The sequence below is a fragment of the Phenylobacterium sp. genome (assembly GCF_036677185.1).
Lineage (GTDB): Bacteria > Pseudomonadota > Alphaproteobacteria > Caulobacterales > Caulobacteraceae > Phenylobacterium.
This window is the reverse complement of sequence record NZ_JAKFEN010000017.1, coordinates 1-17072: the sequence shown is the minus strand read 5'-3', so window position 1 is coordinate 17072 and position 17072 is coordinate 1. Positions and strand designations below refer to the sequence as shown.

Sequence of the window (17072 nt, the reverse complement as noted above, 5' to 3'; positions counted from 1 at the left end):
GTTATGGCGGCGGTTCCGACCGTGGCCGTGGTGGCGCAGCGCCTGATCGCCTAGTCTGGCGCCTTCGCTTTCGACGGAGGGCCGCAATGCGCGCCTTGGGACCCGGCTCGGTGTCGAGCTTCCTGAAGACCATCCTGGACGTGGTGTTCTTCGCCCTCTGGGCGGGGGTGGTCCTGGTGGGCGTGCTGATGCTGCTGGCCCTGCTGCTCAGCTTCAATCCGGAGCTGATCGACAGCATCTCGATCCGCGCCGGCGCCGCGGAGATCGCCAATCTCGGCCCCGTCATGGTGGGCGGACTGGCGGCTGCGGCGCTCTACATGACCGGCGTCCTGTTCATCGTCGATCGGCTGCGGCGGATCTTCATGACCTTGACGGCCGGAGACCCATTCCATCCCGACAATGTGCGGCGCCTGAGGGTGATCGGCCTGATCCTGGCCGGCCTGGAGCTGCTGCGCTACGCCGTCTGGGCCGTGGGCGCCTGGCTGCTGCCCGGGGCCAATGAGGTCGAACCCAATTTCAGCCTGACCGCCTGGTTCTCGGTCCTGGTGGTCTTCGTACTGGCGGAGGTGTTCCGCGAGGGCGCGCGCCTGCGCCGCGAAGCGGAACTGACGATCTGACATGCCGATCCGTGTAAACCTAGACCGCGTGCTGCTGGAGCGGCGCATGTCGCTGACCGAGCTCGCCGACCGGGCCGGCGTCACCATCGCCAACCTGTCGATCCTCAAGACCGGCAAGGCGCGCGCGGTCCGTTTCTCGACCCTTTCGGCCCTGTGCCGCGAGCTCGACTGCCGGCCGGGCGACCTGCTCGACTACGAGCCCGGCCCCGAAGACGGTCCCGGAGACGATGACGGCTTCTGAGGCGGCGCGGGCGGTCTAGCCGCCCGTTGCGATCCTCTGCAGCTCGCAAAGTTCGCCGATCCCCTTGCGGGCCAGGGAGAAAAGCGCCTCGAACTCGCCCTGGCTGAAGCCGCGCTTCTCGCCGGTGGCCTGGACCTCCACGATGTCGCCCGTGCCGGTCAGCACGAAGTTGGCGTCGGCCTCGGCGTTGGAATCCTCCTCGTATTCCAGGTCCAGGACCGGAACGCCCTTGAAGATCCCGCAGGAGATCGCCGCCACCTGATCCAGGATCGGGTCCTTCACGATCAGGCCCTCTTCCATCAGGTATTTGGTCGCCACCCGCAGGGCCACCCAGGCGCCGGTGATCGCCGCCGTGCGCGTGCCGCCGTCGGCCTGGATCACGTCGCAGTCGATGGAGATCTGCCGCTCGCCCAGCGCCACGGGATCGACGATCGCGCGCATGGAGCGGCCGATCAGCCGCTGGATCTCCTGGGTGCGGCCCGACTGCTTGCCTTCCGAGGCCTCGCGGCGGCCCCGCGTGTGGGTCGCGCGCGGCAGCATGCCGTACTCGGCGGTGACCCAGCCCTGGCCGCGACCGCGCATGAAGCCTGGCACCCGGTCTTCGACACTGGCGGTGATCAGCACCTTGGTGTGGCCGAAAGAGGCCAGGCACGAGCCCTCCGCATAGCGGTTGACGCCCACCTCCAGGGTCACGGGACGGAGCAGGTCGGCGGTACGATCGGACGGGCGCATGGGAAACCTTGGCGATGGTGCTGGCGTCTTGCGCCGGCGGGCTTATCCTAGATCGAAGAGGTTCCGTCCATGGCTCGCAACGAGCACCGCCGCCTATCGTGACCAGCCCCCTGCTTTCACCCGGGCCTTCGCTCGCCGAACTGGATGCCCGCGCCCGCGATATTTTCCGCCGCGTGGTGGAGAGCTATCTGGAAACCGGCGACCCGGTGGGCTCGCGCACGCTTTCCAAGGGCGGGGTGCACCTGTCCCCGGCTTCGATCCGCAACACCATGCAGGACCTGACCCAGCTCGGCCTGCTGGGGGCGCCCCATGTCAGCGCCGGCCGCGCCCCGACCCATGCGGGCCTCCGGCTGTTCGTCGACGGCCTGCTGGAGGTGGGCGACGTGGCCGAGGACGACCGCCGCTCCATCGAGGCGCGGCTGACTGGCAAGGGCATGAACTTCGAGGAAGCGCTGAACGAGGCGACCGCGATCCTGTCGGGCCTGGCGGGCGGCGCCGGGGTGGTGGTGAGCCCGGTGCGCGACGCGGGGGTCAAGCACGTGGAGTTCGTCTCGCTCTCCGCCGACCAGGCGCTGGCGGTGATGGTCTTCGAGGACGGGGTGGTCGAGAACCGACTGATGAAGCTGGCCGCCGGCGTCACCCCCAGCGCCCTGCAGGAGGCGTCGAACTTCATGAACGCCCGGCTGCGGGGGCGCACCCTCAACGAGGCCAAGGCCGAGGTGCGGCACGAACTGGACACCGCCCGCACCCAGCTGAACGAGGTCGCCGCGCGCCTGGTCGAGGAAGGCCTGGCCGGCTGGGGCGGCGGCGAGGGCGCCGAGCGGTCCCTGATCGTCCGCGGTCGCGCCAACCTGCTGCACGACCGCGAGGCCCTGGACGACCTGGAGCGTGTGCGCATGCTGTTCGACGATCTTGAACAAAAGGAACAACTGATAGGTTTGCTGGACGACGTCCGGGAAGCCCAGGGCGTGCGGATCTTCATCGGCGCCGAAACGCGGCTGTTTTCGCTTTCGGGTTCCGCCGTGATCGCCGCGCCCTATATGACGGGCCAACAAAAGGTGCTGGGCGCGATCGGCGTGATCGGGCCCGCGCGCCTCAACTATGCCCGGGTGATCCCGCTGGTGGACTATACCGCCCGCGTGCTCTCCCAGGTCGCGAACGGGTAAAGGATTTTAGATGTCCGACGATCAAACGCCGGCTGAAGACTTCGAAGAGATCGCCGACGCTGCGGCCGATGAGCTCCTGTCCCTGCGGGCGGAGAACCAGGCGCTGAAGGATCAGGTCCTGCGCGTCGCCGCCGATGCGGAGAACACCAAGCGCCGGACCGAGCGCGAGGCCAATGACGCGCGCGCCTACGCCATCCAGAAATTCGCCCGCGACCTGCTCACCGTGGCCGACACCCTGTCGCGGGCCCTGACCACCCCGCCGGCCAGTGGCGAGCCGGCGGTGAACAACTTCGTGGTGGGCGTCGAGATGACCGAGAAGGCGCTGCAGACCGCCTTCGAGAACAACGGCCTGAAGAAGATCGATCCGGTGGCCGGCGCCAAGTTCGACCCCCACCAGCACCAGGCGGTGATGGAACAGGCCTCGGCGGATGTGGCCGCCGGCGGGGTGATCTCCACCCTGCAACCGGGCTACGAGCTGCTGGGCCGGCTGATCCGTCCGGCCATGGTGGTGGTGGCGGCCAAGGGCTCCGGCGCGCAGGCCCCGGGCGGCGGCGACGCCCCGGCCAACCCCTATGCGGCCAACGACGGCGAGGACTCCGGCGGCGCGGTCGACACGCGAGCGTGACAGCCTGAAGTGGATACCGGGTCAGGCGGTTGTCACGCTCTACACTTTTGAAGCTAGACCCTTTTCATCCGGTCAGATGAGTCCATCTGACCCGGAAAGGGTCTAGGGCGTAACGTCTGAGTTACTCCTTGTTCCGCAAGGAAAATCCCGACCTCGGCCATTTGACCCCGATCCCCGCCGGGCGTAAGCTCGGCCTAGAACAAAAAGGGGTCGGAAACGTGCAGGCAGGGTCACAGACTCGCCGGGCGATGATGGGGTGGAGCGCCGCCGCTGGCGGAACCCTGCTCACCGCGCCGGGTTGGGCGTTCGGCCAGGAGGCCGCGCGCCCCATTCTTTCTCCTGTTCTTCCCGAAGTCCTGGCCGAGCTGGCCGACGAAGACCAGCCGCCGACCACGGTCGACACCAACTCCAGCAACGTGTTCGACCACGTCACCGCGCCGGTGATGATCAATGGCCGCGGCCCCTTCCGCTTCATGGTCGACACCGGGGCCAACACCTCCTGCGTCTCGCAGGGCCTGGCCGAGACCCTGGCCTTGCCGCGCGGCAGGGCGCTGCGGGTGCACACGGTGGTCGGGCCGCGCTCGCGGGCCAGCGTCAACATCGACCGACTCGACATCGGCTCGCGCACCCGGCGCAATATCGAGGCGCCGGTCCTGCCCATGGCCGGGTTCGGCATCGACGGCGTGTTGGGGATCGACTGGCTGAAGGGCCAGCGCCTGGTCCTGGGCTTCGCCGGCAAGACCCTGGAGATCACCAAGTCTCGCCGCGAGGCCAGCGCCGAGGGCAAGGTCGTGGTGCCGGCCCGGCGCAAGTCCGGTCAGCTCACCATCGTCGACGCCGATCTCAGCGGCCGCAAGATCAGCGCCATGATCGATTCCGGCTCGCAGTTCTCCCTGGGCAACACCGCCCTGCGGCGAATCATCGAGCGGATGGACCCCAAGGCGGCGTCCAAGGCCCAGAAGGTCGGCCTGCTGTCCATCGCCGGCGAGGCCTTCACGGGCGAGCAACTCAACCTGCCGTTCATGCGCCTGGGCGGCCTGACCCTGGGCAATGTCCCGGTGGTGTTCAGCGACGTGCCGGTCTTCCGGCTCTGGGACCTGCACGACACCCCGACCATGATGCTGGGCATCGATCTGCTGACCCAGTTCACCACGGTCTCCCTCGACTTCGGCCGCTCGTCGGTCCGCTTCGACATCGCCGACAGCGCCAGGGCGTAGCAGCGAACCGATCCCGACCCGTCGATATCCCCAGGCCGGACGCCGCAGGCGCCGGGGCCCTCTTCCCCGCGGCTTCTAAATGATTAAAGTCCCAGGTCCCTTCCTGTGGGGGGCGCCGGCGACTCCCTCGCACCGGCGCTTGGAGGTCCGGACCACATCATGAAGCTTACGATCGAACGGGCGGCGCTCATCAAGGCGCTGGGGCATGTGCAGAGCGCGGTCGAGCGGCGCAACACCATCCCGATCCTGTCCAATGTGCTGCTGTCGGCCGAGCGCGACCGGCTCACCTTCTCGGCGACCGATCTCGACATGGAGATCATCGACGAGGCCTTCGCCCAGGTGGACCAGCCGGGCCAGATCACCGCGCCCGCCCACACGCTCTACGAGATCGTCCGCAAGTTGCCGGAAGGCGCCGACGTCTCCCTGTCGTTTACAGGCGAGGATCCGCGCCTGACCGTCTCGGCCGGGCGCTCGCGATTCAACCTGCCGGTGCTGCCGGCCGGCGACTTCCCGGTGATGTCCTCCGACGGGCTTTCGTCGCGCGTCCCGGTGGACGTGGGCGACCTGATCCGGCTGATCGACAAGACCCGGTTCGCGATCTCCACCGAAGAGACCCGCTACTATCTGAACGGCCTCTATCTGCACACGGTGGTGGAGGACGGGGTGGCCAAGCTGCGCGCCGTGGCCACCGACGGCCACCGCCTGGCCCTGGCCGAGATGATCGCCCCCGAGGGCTCGGCCGGCACGCCCGGCGTCATCGTGCCGCGCAAGACCATCGCCGAGGCGCGTCGCCTGCTGGAGGACGCCGGCGAATCGGTCGACCTGCAGCTCAGCGCCCAGAAGGTCCGCCTGGATTTCGGCGGCGCCGCGCTCACCTCCAAGGTGATCGACGGCAACTTCCCCGACTACAGCCGGGTCATCCCGAAGGACAACAACCGGGTGATGATGGTCGACAACAAGCTGTTCGCCCAGGCGGTGGACCGCGTCGCCACCATCTCGGCCGAGAAGAGCCGCTCGGTCCGCATGGCTATCGAGCCCGGCAAGGTGATCCTCACCGTCCGCAATATGGAAGCCGGCCAGGCTGTGGAGGAGATCGAGGTCGACTACGACGGCGAGGCCTTCGAGCTCAGCTTCAACGCCCGCTACCTGCTGGACGTCACCGACCAGATCAGCGCCGAACAGGCCGAGTTCCGCTTCGGCGGACCCAACGACCCGGCCCTGGTGCTCGACCCCACCGACGCCGACGTCCAGTACGTGCTGATGCCCCTGCGGGTCTGACCCTCGACGTAGGGCCACGCTGGTATAGACTTCGCCCATAAGACTACGGGTGGAAACGTCTATGCGTCGCGTGCTGATCGGCGGTCTCGCCGCCCTGCTGACGGGCGGCTTCGCCCTGGCCGGGACGCCGACTGTCAAGCGCGAGGTCGGGACCCTGGTCACCGAGAACGTGCCTGAGACCCCGCCGGCCGTGCGCGAGCAGCTCCGCCGCTACCAGAACGCCCGCTCGGCCAGCTTCCTGGACTGGCTGGCCGACGGCACGATGCTGATCGCCACCCGCTTCGGCCAGACCCCTCAGATCCACCATGTGAAGGCCCCAGGCGGCGACCGCACCCAGCTCACCTTCTTCGACGAACCGGTGACCTCGGCCGCCGCCCAGCCGGTGGTTCCGGGCGCCTTCGTCTTCGCCCGCGACTCCGGCGGGGACGAGTATTTCCAGGGCTACGCCTCGGCGGTCGAGGGCGGCGAGGCCCAGGTCACCGAGCCCAAGACCCGCAATACCGGCTTCGTCTTCTCCCCCGACGGGAACCTGCTGGCCTGGAGCCGGGTGACCCCCGGCAAGGGCGACTACGACATCATGCTGATGCGCACCGGTCAGCCGACCACCCGCCGCGTGGCCCTGAAGGGCAGGGGCGCCGTCGGGCCGGTGGCGTTCTCCGCGGACGGCGGCAGGATCCTCTTCAAGCGCGCCATCTCGGCCCAGTCGAGCAAGGTCTTCGTCCTGGAGCTGGCCACCGGCCAGGTGACCGAGATCAATCCGACGCGGAAGCCGATCGCCTATTCCGGCGGCGAGTTCACCCCCGACGGCCGCCGGGTCCTGATGCTGTCGGACGAGAAGTCCGAGGTCGCCCGGCTGGTCGAATACGACCTGGCCAGCGGCCGCAAGGCGGTGGTGGCCGACGGCGGCGCCTGGGAGATCGAGGCCTTCGACCTCTCGGAGAACGGCCGGCTGCTGGCCTATGCGATCAACCAGGACGGCCGCTCGCGGGTGGTGGTCGCCGATATGGTCACGCGCCGCGCCCTGCCCCAGCCGGAGCTGCCCCTGGGCGTGCTGGTGGACCTTAAGTTCTCGCCCGACGCCCTGCGCCTGGCCATCGGGCTGAACTCGGCGACCTCACCGGCCGACGTCTGGACCTGGAATATCGCGGAGGCGAGTCTCGTCCGCTGGACCCACAGCGAGATGGGGGGCCTCAAGCCCGCCGACATGGTCGAGCCGGCCCTGATCCGCTTTCCCAGCTTCGACCGGCGCGAGATTCCGGCCTGGGTCTACCGGCCCAGGGCCGCGAAGGGGCCCACGCCCGTGATCATCGATATCCATGGCGGGCCGGAGGGCCAGTCGCGGCCGGGCTTCTCGACCGCCTACCAGTACTGGGTGAACGCGCTGGGGGCGACGGTGATCTCGCCGAATGTCCGCGGCTCGACCGGCTACGGCAAGACCTATCTGGCCCTGGACAACGCCCTGAAGCGCCAGGACTCGGTCCGCGACATCGGCGCCCTGCTGGACTGGATTGCGACCCAGCCGGACCTCGACAAGAGCCGGGTGGTGGTCTCCGGCGGCTCCTATGGGGGGTTCATGACCCTGGCGGCGCTGGCGGCCTATAACGACCGCCTGGCCGGGGCCATCGACACCGTGGGCATCTCCGACTTCACCACCTTCCTGACCAATACCGAAGGCTACCGCCGCGACTTGCGGCGGGCCGAGTACGGCGACGAGCGCGACCCGGCCATGAAGGCCGAGTTCGACCGCATCTCGCCGCTCAACCTCACCGACAGGATGACCAAGCCGCTGTTCGTCATCGCCGGTTTCAACGATCCCCGCGTGCCCTGGACCGAGGGCGAGCAGATGGTCGCCAAGGTGCGCGCCAACGGCGGCGACGTCTGGTGGATGATGGCCAGGGACGAGGGCCACGGCTTCCGCAAGAAGCAGAACCGCGACGCGTTGCGGGAGGCGGAGACGCTGTTCCTGCGGAAAGTGTTCGGGGCGGCGCCGGCCGCGACGGACTAGTTGCGCGAGCCGCCGGTCGCAGGGGCGCCGGCGGCCTGTACCGGAGCGACGCAGTCGCGCACTTCGCAGAAGACCCGCGCCGCCTCGGCGGCGAAAACGGCCCGATAATACGCTTCCGACGCCTCGAGCGCGGCCTGACGCGTCGACGCGCCGCGGCGCAGCTCGCTGGCTGGCCCCGACAGGTGGGCGACGACAGCTTCGAGGTCGGGCCGGGCATAGGCGAGGGCGTAGGCCACCGCCATTCTCTCGACGTAGCGGCGCACGATCTCCTCGAAGGCGAAGCGGTAGGCCGCGAGCAGCCCGGCCTGATCGGGCGGCGTGGCGGCGGCGAAGCGGTCCAGCGCCTTGCGCACCTCGTCGGCCTGACGCTCATGGTCTTCGAGAGCCACAAGCTTCCTTGCGAGCGCCAGCATGGTTGGATCGGCTGGACCTGGTGACCGCCAAGCCGGGTCGGGCTGCGGGGCGGGCGGCGTGGGAAAATCGACGACCAGTGTCACCGTCTCGCCTTCCAGGTCCTTGTCTCCGGATCTGGTCTCGACACGGTAGGCATCCGCCAGGTTGCGCGCCGACGTTCCAAGGCCAAGGCCTGCCGGCGCCTCACCGACGAGCGCACAATAGGAAACGCCGCCGCCCTTGATCACGATGCAATTGAGCCTGGCCCATCCGGCGACGCCCAGCGCCTGGGTGAGGGGTGGCGTGGCCCGGCGGATCTCCTGGGGCGTGGGCGTCTTCGAAAAATTCGGCGCGATCACGCCGGCAAGTTCCGGGCGCGCCACATCGCAGCGCTTGCTCTCGCAGAATTTCGCGCGAGCGATCGCGCTCATTTCCGCGACGACCGTGACGCCGAGCTGAGCGACGAGATGTTCGGCGTCCCGCCGAGCGTTCTCCATCGCCAGGCTGGCGGGACTCGACAGGAATGTGGTCATGGCTTGAACGCTCGCCGCATCGCCCCCGGCGGCGTAGTGCGCCGCTGTGGAGGCCGCATATGGGACGGCGAACTTCGTGGCGGCGCTCGCCATCGCCTTGCGAGCGTCCGCGCGGACCTTTTCGTCGGTGACTTTGCGGTCCAGGGCGATCATGCGGGTCACGGACGATTCCGCCTTTGCAGTGAAGGCGCGCTCCAGCACCTTGGCCAGGGCGGCCGTTTCCGCGGTCAGCGCCGGAGGCGCGGCCGGCGCCTCGGGCGGGGTGTCAGGCGCCTGCGACCGTGGCAGCGTGTAGCGTATGGGAATCCTTACGGTTCCTCCCGCCACCGGCGTGCCGTCGACCGTCTTGGGCTTCATCCGGAACAAGGCGGCGGCTTCCACAGTGGCCGCGCCAAAGCCCAGGCCCGTCGGCTGCTCGCTGACCGCCGAGCAGGCGTGGAGAACGCCCGCTGCGTTTATCGAGCACGAGATCGTCGCGCGCCCTTCGAGGCCGAGCAGCTGCGCTATTGCGGGATAGACCCTGGCGAGCGCCTCGGCGTCGGGCCGCTCGATCCAGTCTGGGTTGGTCACCACCGAAGGTCGAGGCTGCCCGTGCGCCGCCCCGGCCAGAACGACCGCTGTCACCCAGATCGCGCAACCAGCCCAAGCACGCGCCATAAACGCTCCCACAACCCCGGCGGGCACCCTAGCGCAGCTTCGCGCGCGCTCAAGCCCCACCCCCTTCGCGCGTGTGCGCGAAACCCGCTATGACGCGCCGGTGACCGCCTTCAGCCACCTGACCCTGACGGATTTCCGCTCCTATGCGCGGGCCGAGCTCGCCCTCGACGGGCGGCCGGTGTTCCTGGTGGGCCCCAACGGGGCGGGAAAGACCAATCTGCTGGAGGCGATCAGCCTGTTCACCGCCGGCCGGGGGCTGCGGGGCGCGGCCATCGCCGAGCTGGGCCGCCGCCAGCCGGGCGAAACCCAGGGTCGGGCCTGGGCGGTGGCCGCGGTGATCGTCGAGGCCGGCGAGGAGACCCGGGTCGGCACCGGGGTCGAGACCCCCGGCGCGGCGCGGCGCACGGTGCGGCTGGAGGGCGAGGCCGTGCCGCCGGGACGCCTGGCCGATCTGCAGCGCCAGGTCTGGCTGACCCCGGCCCAGGACCGGCTGTTCCTGGAGGGCGCGGGCGACCGCCGCCGGTTCCTCGATCGCCTGGTGTTCGCCGGCGAGCCCAGCCACGCCGCCCATGTCTCGGCCTACGAAAAGTCCCAGCGCGAGCGCATGCGGCTGCTGACCGACGGCCCAGCCGACCCGGCCTGGCTCTCGGCCCTGGAAGCTCGCCTGGCGGAGGCCGGGGCCCTGATGGCCGAGGCCCGCGCCCGCACCCTGGCCGCCCTGCAGGCTGAGATCGACGGCCGCGGCGACCGGCCGTTCCCGCAGGCGAAGCTGACCCTCACCGGCGACTGGGAGCGGATGGCCGGCGAGGGGGTCGAGTTCGCCGAGATCGAGGCTCGCCTGGCCCGGTCCCTGGCCGCCGCGCGCGACCGCGACGCCGCCGCCGGGCGGGCCCTGACGGGGCCGCACAGGGGCGATCTGCTGGTGGTGCACGCCGAAAAGGACCGTCCGGCGGCGGAATGCTCGACCGGCGAACAGAAAGCCCTGATTTTGAACCTTGTTTTGGCCCAGGCGGCGCGTCTTTCGCGTGCAGAATCGGCGCCAAACCCTATATTGTTGCTGGATGAGGTCGCAGCGCATCTGGACCGCCGCAGGCGAGCCGCGCTGTTCGACGAAATCGAGGCGCTCGAGCTGCAGGCGTTCCTGACCGGCACGGACGAGCTTCTCTTTGAGGATTTGAAGGGCCGGGCCCAGGGCGTCCATGTGGACGGCTCCAGCTTGGCGATTCTGGACACTGAATGACTGACGAGACGCAGATCCCGGACACCTCGGGCGAGCATGCCGGCCAAGCCGAGTACGGCGCGGAGTCCATCAAGGTGCTGAAGGGCCTGGACGCGGTGCGCAAGCGTCCCGGCATGTACATCGGCGACACTGACGACGGCTCGGGCCTGCACCACATGGTCTATGAGGTGGTCGACAACGCCATCGACGAGACCCTGGCCGGCTGGGCCACACGGGTCGAGGTGATCCTCAACGCCGACGGCTCGGTGACCGTCACCGACGACGGTCGAGGGATCCCTACCGACATCCACGAGGGGGAAGGCGTCTCGGCGGCCGAGGTCATCATGACCCAGCTGCACGCCGGCGGGAAATTCGACCAGAACTCCTACAAGGTCTCCGGCGGCCTGCACGGGGTCGGCGTCTCTGTGGTCAACGCGCTGTCCGACTGGCTTCGCTTGAAGATCTATCGCGGCGGCAAGGCCTACGAGATGGAATTCCGTCGCGGCGACGCGGTCTCGCCCTTGATCGTCACCGGCGACGCGCCCCTGCGCGAGAACGGCGAGTTCCTGTCGGGGACCGAGGTCACCTTCATGGCCTCCACAGACACCTTCGCCTTCATCGACTACGACCGGAAGACCCTGGAGCACCGCCTGCGGGAGCTGGCCTTCCTGAACTCCGGCGTCACCATCTGGCTGAAGGACAACCGCGAGGCCGAGCCCTTCGTCGAGCTGCTGCACTACGAGGGCGGCATCGAGGCCTTCGTGCGCCACCTCGACAAGGCCAAGACGCCCTTGCTGCGCACTCCGATCGTGATCCGCGGCAAGAAGGAGAACGTCGAACTCGACATGTCGCTCTGGTGGAACGACGGCTATCACGAGAACGTCCTCTGCTTCACCAACAACATCCCGCAGAAGGACGGCGGCACCCACCTGGCCGCCTTCCGCTCGGCGCTCACCCGGATCATCACCGGCTATGCGGAAAGCTCCGGCGCCACCAAGCGCGAGAAGGTCTCGCTGTCGGGCGAGGACGCTCGCGAGGGGCTGACCTGCGTGCTGTCGGTCAAGGTGCCGGATCCCAAGTTTTCCTCCCAGACCAAGGACAAGCTGGTCTCCTCCGAAGTGCGCCCGGCCGTGGAAGGCCTGGTCTCCGAGGGCATCGGCCAGTGGTTCGAGGAGCACCCCACCGAGGCCAAGCTGATCGTCCAGAAGATCGCCGAGGCCGCCATGGCCCGAGAGGCCGCCCGCAAGGCCCGCGAACTGACGCGGCGCAAGTCGGCCCTCGACATCACCTCCCTGCCCGGCAAGCTCGCCGACTGCCAGGAGCGCGATCCGGCCAAGTCCGAGATCTTCCTGGTGGAGGGCGACTCCGCCGGCGGCTCGGCCAAGCAGGCCCGCAACCGGGAGAACCAGGCGATCCTGCCCCTGCGCGGCAAGATCCTGAACGTGGAGCGCGCCCGTTTCGACAAGATGTTGTCATCCGACCAGATCGGCACCCTGATCGTGGCGCTGGGCGCCGGCATCGGCCGCGACGAGTTCGATATCGAGAAGCTCCGCTACCATAAGATCGTGATCATGACGGACGCCGACGTCGACGGCGCCCACATCCGCACCCTGCTGCTGACCTTCTTCTACCGGCAGATGCCGGAGCTCATCGAGCGCGGCTATCTCTATATCGCACAGCCGCCGCTCTATAAGGCGACCAAGAACCGCCAGTCGCGGTATCTCAAGGACGACTCCGAGCTCGAGAACTACCTCATCGACGAAGGCGTCGAGGGCGCCACCCTGGACCTGGAATCCGGCGAGCGGCTGGTCGGCGCCGATCTGCTGGCCCTGCTGCAAAGCGCCCGCGGAGCCAAGGCCAATATCGAACGCCTCTCCAGCCGCGCCCCGGCCATCGCCATCGAACAGGCGGCCCTGGCGGGCCTACTGAACGAGGGCGGCGGCGACATGGCCAAGGCCGCGGCCCGCATGGACCTCTACGCCGAGGAAGGCGACGGGAACTGGACCGGAGAGGTCGCGGCCACCGGCGGCTTCGCCTTCTCCCGCGTCCGTCGCGGGGTGTCCGAGCGCGTGGTGCTGGACGACCTGCTGCTGCACGCCGCCGACGCCCGCAGGCTGGCCGAACGCTCGGCCGCCATGGCCGAGACCTTCCAGGGCGTGGGGACCTTCACCCGCAAGGACCGCTCAGCCAAGGTGCGCGGCCCGCTGGACCTGTTCGCCGCGGTGATGGAAGCCGGCCGCCGCGGCCTGGCGATCCAGCGCTACAAGGGCCTTGGCGAGATGAACCCCGACCAGCTCTGGGAGACGACGCTCGACGCCGACGCCCGCACCCTGCTGCAGGTCAAGGTCAACCACGCCGACGACGCCGACGACATGTTCACCCGCCTGATGGGCGACCTGGTCGAGCCGCGCCGCGAATTCATCCAGGAGAACGCCCTGGACGCCGAGGTCGACGTCTAGAGCGGGGCGCTCAGCGCCTCCAGCCATTCCAGAATCATCGGCGCGGCCTTCAGCACGGACGGGTCGTGCCCGACGGCGCCCACGTCGACGGCCCGCGCGTCCGCGCCGGCCGCCGTCATCCGGCGTGCGGTGGCGATCGCCTCCTCCGGTGGAACGTCTATGTCCAGGTCTCCATAGTAGAGCCGCACCGGCGCCTTGGGCGTGAACCCTGACACCTCGTTCGCCGCCATGGCGTCGAGGAACCAGTGACGGCCGCCGGTGTCGTACGCCGCCAGGAACCGCGGGGTGAACAGCGCGCGGGGATCACCGGGCAAGGCCGCGATGATCTCCTCAGGCGTGTGCGGCCGATCGAACAGGTCCGGCACGAGCTCGACATAGGCCGGCGCCAGCAGGCTCGCCAAGGGCTGGCCATAGCGCGCCGCGTAGCCCCGCGCCGTATAGGCCAGATAAAGCGAATGCTGGGGCGACCCGCCTCGCAGGGCGTTCTTGAAGCTGATGGTCAGCAGGTTGTGCGGCCCGGCGATGGCCGCCGCGCCCAGGACCGGCTGGCCGGCGGCCTCGAGCGCGCGCAGCGCCGCCAGGCTGGCGTGGCCACCCTGGGAGAACCCGACCAGGAACGCCGGCGCGCCGGGCACGCCCTCGATCCGGCGCGCCGCGGCGATGATGTCGGTGACGGCGCGCGCGGCGTCGCCGGCCACCAGATACGGATGCGGTCCCTTCGATCCGCCAAGACCCAGATAGTCCGGCGCCACGGCGGCGTAGCCCGCGCCCCCGAACAGGATCGCACCCGCCAGGCCGTCGGTGGAGAGATTGGACGGCACGGCTGTGCGGGTCGTCGTCGTGCCATGCTGAAAGCTGACCAACCCCCTGGCCTTCGCGCCGCGTGGGAGGGCGACCATTCCGGTGGCCATGGCGCGGCGACCGTCGGAACCATGGGTCGGATAGCTCAGCCGGTAGCAGTCGATCCGTCGGCGCGGCTTGACGCCGTTCACCCCGGCGAGCCGCAGCAACAACCAGCTCTCCGGCGCGGAATAGGACCGCAGGAAGGTGAGTCCCGGAGGCGCAACGGGTTCGGTTCTCGGCGCGCAGGCGGCGAGCCCGCCGCCACCCAGGATCGCCAGCATCTGTCGCCGATCGCCCCTCATGCGCTCGCCCCCAGGGTCGCTCTGCGGCGACATCGGCGGACAGTCGCCCAAGGAGCCGGCGGACGCGAGTCGAAAGCGGTCAAACAACTGTTCGAATTTACGCTCAGGTCGCTGGACAAGGCCTGACGGCCGCCCTTATGGTCCCCCGGCTTTCGTCGGGTTTCAGGGGGACCGTAAGCGCATGGCCGTCATCGCCGTCACCAAGGAACGTCGCGCCGCCGAAACCCGCGTGGCCGCCACCCCGGAGACGGTGAAGAAGCTGATCGCCAGCGGGTTCTCGGTGGTGGTCGAGGCCGGCGCCGGAACCGCCGCCTCCTACCAGGACGCCGACTACGCCGCCGCCGGCGCGACCCTGGCCAAGACCGCCAAGGACGCCATCGGCAAGGCCGACATCCTGTTCAAGGTCCGCGCGCCCGTCGACGAGGAGATCGCCGCGCTGAAGTCCGGCGCCCTGGTGGTGGCGACGCTGAACCCGCACCAGGACAAGGATGCGCTGAAGGCCCTGGCCGCCAAGGGCGCCACCGCCTTCGCCATGGAGTTCGTGCCGCGGATCACCCGCGCCCAGGTGATGGACGTCCTGTCCTCCCAGGCCAACCTGGCCGGCTATCGCGCGGTGATCGAGGCCGCCGAGGCCTATGGCAAGGCCATCCCGATGATGATGACCGCCGCCGGCACCGTGGCCGCGGCCAAGGTGTTCATCATGGGCGTCGGGGTCGCGGGCCTGCAGGCCATCGCCACGGCCCGACGGCTGGGCGCGGTGGTGACCGCCACCGACGTGCGGCCCGCCACCAAGGAACAGGTCGAGAGCCTGGGCGCCAAATTCCTCGCCGTCGAGGATGAGGAGTTCAAGAACGCCCAGACCGCCGGCGGCTACGCCAAGGAGATGAGCCCCGAGTACCAGGCCAAGCAGGCCGAACTCGTGTCGAGCCACATCGCCAAGCAGGACATCGTCATCACCACGGCGCTCATCCCCGGCCGCCCTGCGCCCAAGCTGGTCAGCGCCGAGCAGGTGGCGACCATGAAGCCCGGCTCGATCCTGGTCGACCTGGCCGTCGAGCAGGGCGGCAACGTGGTCGGCGCCAAGCTGGGCGAGGTGGCCGTGACGGCCAATGGCGTGAAGATCCTGGGCGTGCCCAACCTGCCCGGCCGCGTGGCCGCCGACGCCTCGGCGCTCTACGCCCGCAACCTGATGGCCTTCGCCGGCCTCTTCCTCGACAAGGAGGGCGCCTTCGCCCCCGACTACGAGGACGAGATCCTCAAGGCCGCCCTCGTCACCCAGGGCGGGGCGATCGTCCATCCCGCGCTCACCGCCTGATCCCGAGAGATAAGATGGAAGCTGTCGATCCCACCGTCTTCCGCCTGGCGATCTTCGTCCTGGCGATCTTCGTCGGCTACTACGTGGTCTGGAGCGTGACCCCGGCCCTGCACACGCCGCTGATGGCGGTGACCAACGCTATCTCCTCGGTGATCATCGTCGGCGCCCTGCTGGCCGCCGCCGCCCACAGCCCCGACGGCGGAGCGCTCACCGGCAGCATCATTATCTCCAAGGGCGCAGGCGCGGTCGCCGCGGCCTTCGCCGCAGTCAATATCTTCGGCGGCTTCCTGGTCGTCCGTCGCATGCTGGCCATGTACAAGAAGAAGGCGAAATAGGCCCATGAACGCCAATATCGCGGCCATCGCCTACATCGTCTCAGGCATCCTGTTCATCCTGGCCCTACGCGGCCTGTCGAGCCCCACCACCAGCCAGGCGGGCAACCGCAACGGCATGATCGGCATGACCATCGCGGTCGGCACGGCGATGCTGACCCTGTGGGGCCAGGACGCGCTGGACACCCTCACCCTCGGCCTGATCCTGGGCGGGGTGGCCATCGGCGGCACGGTGGGGGCGGTCATCGCCCGTAGGGTCGCCATGACCTCCATGCCGCAGCTGGTCGCCGCCTTCCACAGCCTGGTCGGCATGGCCGCCTGCCTGGTGGCCGTGGCCGCCATCTACACGCCCGCCGCCTACGGCATCATGGGCGAGGACGGGACCGTCCACCTCAACTCGCTGATCGAGCTCAGCCTGGGCCTGGCCATCGGGGCGGTGACCTTCACCGGCTCGGTGATCGCCTTCGCCAAGCTGAACGGCAATATGAGCGGCGCCCCGATCCTGCTGCCCGCGCGGCACCTGCTGAACATCCTCATCGCTCTGGCCATCGTCGCCCTGGTGGTGGTGCTGGTGATGAGCGGCGGCCAGGCGATCTGGGCCTTCTGGGGCATCTTCGCGCTTTCCCTGCTGGTCGGGATCACCCTGATCATCCCCATCGGCGGCGCCGACATGCCCGTCGTGGTCTCGATGTTGAACTCCTACTCCGGCTGGGCGGCGGCGGCCCTGGGCTTCACGCTCGAGAACGTCACCCTGATCATCACCGGGGCCCTGGTCGGCTCGTCGGGCGCGATCCTCAGCTACATCATGTGCAAGGCCATGAACCGCAGCTTCGTCTCGGTGATCCTGGGCGGCTTCGGGGCCGACGACAGCGCCGCGGCCGGCGGCGCCAAGGCCGAGACCCGGCCCGTCAAGCAGGGCTCCGCCGAGGACGCGGCCTTCATCATGAAGAACGCCAGCAAGGTCATCATCGTCCCGGGCTACGGCATGGCCGTCTCCCAGGCCCAGCACGCCCTGCGCGAAATGGCCGACAAGCTGAAGGAGGAGGGCGTGGAGGTGAAGTACGCCATCCACCCCGTCGCCGGCCGGATGCCGGGCCACATGAACGTGCTGCTGGCCGAGGCCAACGTCCCCTATGAC

Annotated in this window: 15 protein-coding genes; 12 read left to right on the top strand and 3 right to left on the bottom strand. The window is 69.1% G+C overall.

The genetic code is table 11. The features are described 5' to 3' along the window. Positions 1–86: 86 nt before the first annotated feature. Both V6M51_RS07325 and V6M51_RS07320 read left to right on the top strand, forming a co-directional pair. Positions 87–617 carry a DUF2975 domain-containing protein gene (locus V6M51_RS07325; RefSeq protein ID WP_305677334.1) on the top strand — a complete coding sequence of 177 codons (531 nt, stop codon included), beginning with the start codon at positions 87–89 and terminating at the stop codon, positions 615–617. A gap of 1 nt (position 618) precedes the next feature. After that, positions 619–858, top strand: a complete 240-nt coding sequence (locus V6M51_RS07320) for a helix-turn-helix domain-containing protein (protein WP_332765944.1) — start codon at positions 619–621, stop codon at positions 856–858. A 15-nt stretch (positions 859–873) separates the two neighbouring features. On the opposite strand, the gene rph is transcribed toward V6M51_RS07320, so the two are convergent. Then, complete coding sequence (rph, locus tag V6M51_RS07315; protein ID WP_332765942.1) at positions 874–1590, bottom strand: ribonuclease PH; 717 nt, start codon at positions 1588–1590, stop codon at positions 874–876. A gap of 14 nt (positions 1591–1604) precedes the next feature. Here rph and hrcA point away from each other — a divergent pair, with 14 nt between their 5' ends. The 5 genes from hrcA (at position 1605) to V6M51_RS07290 (ending at position 7881) form a co-directional block, all read left to right on the top strand. Beyond that, positions 1605–2756: a heat-inducible transcriptional repressor HrcA gene (hrcA, locus tag V6M51_RS07310; protein ID WP_442957666.1), complete on the top strand. Its 1152-nt coding sequence runs from the start codon at positions 1605–1607 to the stop codon at positions 2754–2756. A gap of 10 nt (positions 2757–2766) precedes the next feature. Next, positions 2767–3381 carry a nucleotide exchange factor GrpE gene (gene grpE, locus V6M51_RS07305; protein ID WP_332765940.1) on the top strand — a complete coding sequence of 205 codons (615 nt, stop codon included), beginning with the start codon at positions 2767–2769 and terminating at the stop codon, positions 3379–3381. Positions 3382–3632: 251 nt separating this feature from the next. Next, positions 3633–4598: a retroviral-like aspartic protease family protein gene (locus V6M51_RS07300; protein WP_332765938.1), complete on the top strand. Its 966-nt coding sequence runs from the start codon at positions 3633–3635 to the stop codon at positions 4596–4598. A 159-nt stretch (positions 4599–4757) separates the two neighbouring features. Then, entirely contained in the window at positions 4758–5876 is a 1119-nt protein-coding gene (dnaN, locus tag V6M51_RS07295) for a DNA polymerase III subunit beta (RefSeq protein WP_332765936.1), read from the top strand. A 61-nt stretch (positions 5877–5937) separates the two neighbouring features. Beyond that, on the top strand, positions 5938–7881 hold the full coding sequence (locus tag V6M51_RS07290; RefSeq protein WP_332765934.1) for a S9 family peptidase: 1944 nt from the start codon (positions 5938–5940) through the stop codon (positions 7879–7881). Here the strand turns inward: V6M51_RS07290 and V6M51_RS07285 are convergent. Beyond that, positions 7878–9464 (bottom strand): energy transducer TonB, encoded by a 1587-nt coding sequence (locus V6M51_RS07285; RefSeq protein ID WP_332765932.1) that lies wholly within the window; start codon positions 9462–9464, stop codon positions 7878–7880. The genes V6M51_RS07290 and V6M51_RS07285 overlap by 4 nt on opposite strands. 100 nt (positions 9465–9564) lie before the next feature. On the opposite strand from V6M51_RS07285, the gene recF reads away from it, so the two are divergent. Together recF and gyrB are read left to right on the top strand one after the other, a co-directional pair. Beyond that, the gene (recF, locus tag V6M51_RS07280) at positions 9565–10704 is read left to right on the top strand and encodes a DNA replication/repair protein RecF (protein WP_332765930.1); all 1140 of its coding nucleotides are present in this window, start codon (positions 9565–9567) and stop codon (positions 10702–10704) included. Beyond that, positions 10701–13142: a DNA topoisomerase (ATP-hydrolyzing) subunit B gene (gene gyrB, locus V6M51_RS07275; protein ID WP_332765928.1), complete on the top strand. Its 2442-nt coding sequence runs from the start codon at positions 10701–10703 to the stop codon at positions 13140–13142. Before recF ends, gyrB begins: the two co-directional genes overlap by 4 nt. Here the strand turns inward: gyrB and V6M51_RS07270 are convergent. Next, on the bottom strand, positions 13139–14287 hold the full coding sequence (locus V6M51_RS07270) for an alpha/beta hydrolase (protein WP_332765926.1): 1149 nt from the start codon (positions 14285–14287) through the stop codon (positions 13139–13141). The two genes, gyrB and V6M51_RS07270, sit on opposite strands and share 4 nt — an antisense overlap. A gap of 181 nt (positions 14288–14468) precedes the next feature. On the opposite strand from V6M51_RS07270, the gene V6M51_RS07265 reads away from it, so the two are divergent. The 3 genes from V6M51_RS07265 to V6M51_RS07255 all read left to right on the top strand — a co-directional run. Then, complete coding sequence (locus V6M51_RS07265; protein ID WP_332765925.1) at positions 14469–15602, top strand: Re/Si-specific NAD(P)(+) transhydrogenase subunit alpha; 1134 nt, start codon at positions 14469–14471, stop codon at positions 15600–15602. Positions 15603–15616: 14 nt separating this feature from the next. Next, complete coding sequence (locus tag V6M51_RS07260; RefSeq protein ID WP_332765923.1) at positions 15617–15937, top strand: proton-translocating transhydrogenase family protein; 321 nt, start codon at positions 15617–15619, stop codon at positions 15935–15937. Between the two features lie 4 nt (positions 15938–15941). Continuing rightward, a partial coding sequence (locus V6M51_RS07255; RefSeq protein WP_332765921.1) for an NAD(P)(+) transhydrogenase (Re/Si-specific) subunit beta occupies positions 15942–17072 on the top strand: 1131 nt, incomplete at its 3' end.

Coding starts and splice junctions, on each gene's coding strand:
- V6M51_RS07320 (WP_332765944.1), top strand. CDS start 619: ATGCCGATCCGTGTAAACCTAGACCGCGTGCTGCTGGAGCGGCGCATG.
- V6M51_RS07265 (WP_332765925.1), top strand. CDS start 14,469: ATGGCCGTCATCGCCGTCACCAAGGAACGTCGCGCCGCCGAAACCCGC.
- V6M51_RS07300 (WP_332765938.1), top strand. CDS start 3,633: ATGGGGTGGAGCGCCGCCGCTGGCGGAACCCTGCTCACCGCGCCGGGT.
- V6M51_RS07270 (WP_332765926.1), bottom strand. CDS start 14,287: ATGAGGGGCGATCGGCGACAGATGCTGGCGATCCTGGGTGGCGGCGGG.
- V6M51_RS07290 (WP_332765934.1), top strand. CDS start 5,938: ATGCGTCGCGTGCTGATCGGCGGTCTCGCCGCCCTGCTGACGGGCGGC.
- V6M51_RS07325 (WP_305677334.1), top strand. CDS start 87: ATGCGCGCCTTGGGACCCGGCTCGGTGTCGAGCTTCCTGAAGACCATC.
- rph (WP_332765942.1), bottom strand. CDS start 1,590: ATGCGCCCGTCCGATCGTACCGCCGACCTGCTCCGTCCCGTGACCCTG.
- dnaN (WP_332765936.1), top strand. CDS start 4,758: ATGAAGCTTACGATCGAACGGGCGGCGCTCATCAAGGCGCTGGGGCAT.
- gyrB (WP_332765928.1), top strand. CDS start 10,701: ATGACTGACGAGACGCAGATCCCGGACACCTCGGGCGAGCATGCCGGC.
- V6M51_RS07260 (WP_332765923.1), top strand. CDS start 15,617: ATGGAAGCTGTCGATCCCACCGTCTTCCGCCTGGCGATCTTCGTCCTG.
- hrcA (WP_442957666.1), top strand. CDS start 1,605: ATGGTGCTGGCGTCTTGCGCCGGCGGGCTTATCCTAGATCGAAGAGGT.
- V6M51_RS07285 (WP_332765932.1), bottom strand. CDS start 9,464: ATGGCGCGTGCTTGGGCTGGTTGCGCGATCTGGGTGACAGCGGTCGTT.
- grpE (WP_332765940.1), top strand. CDS start 2,767: ATGTCCGACGATCAAACGCCGGCTGAAGACTTCGAAGAGATCGCCGAC.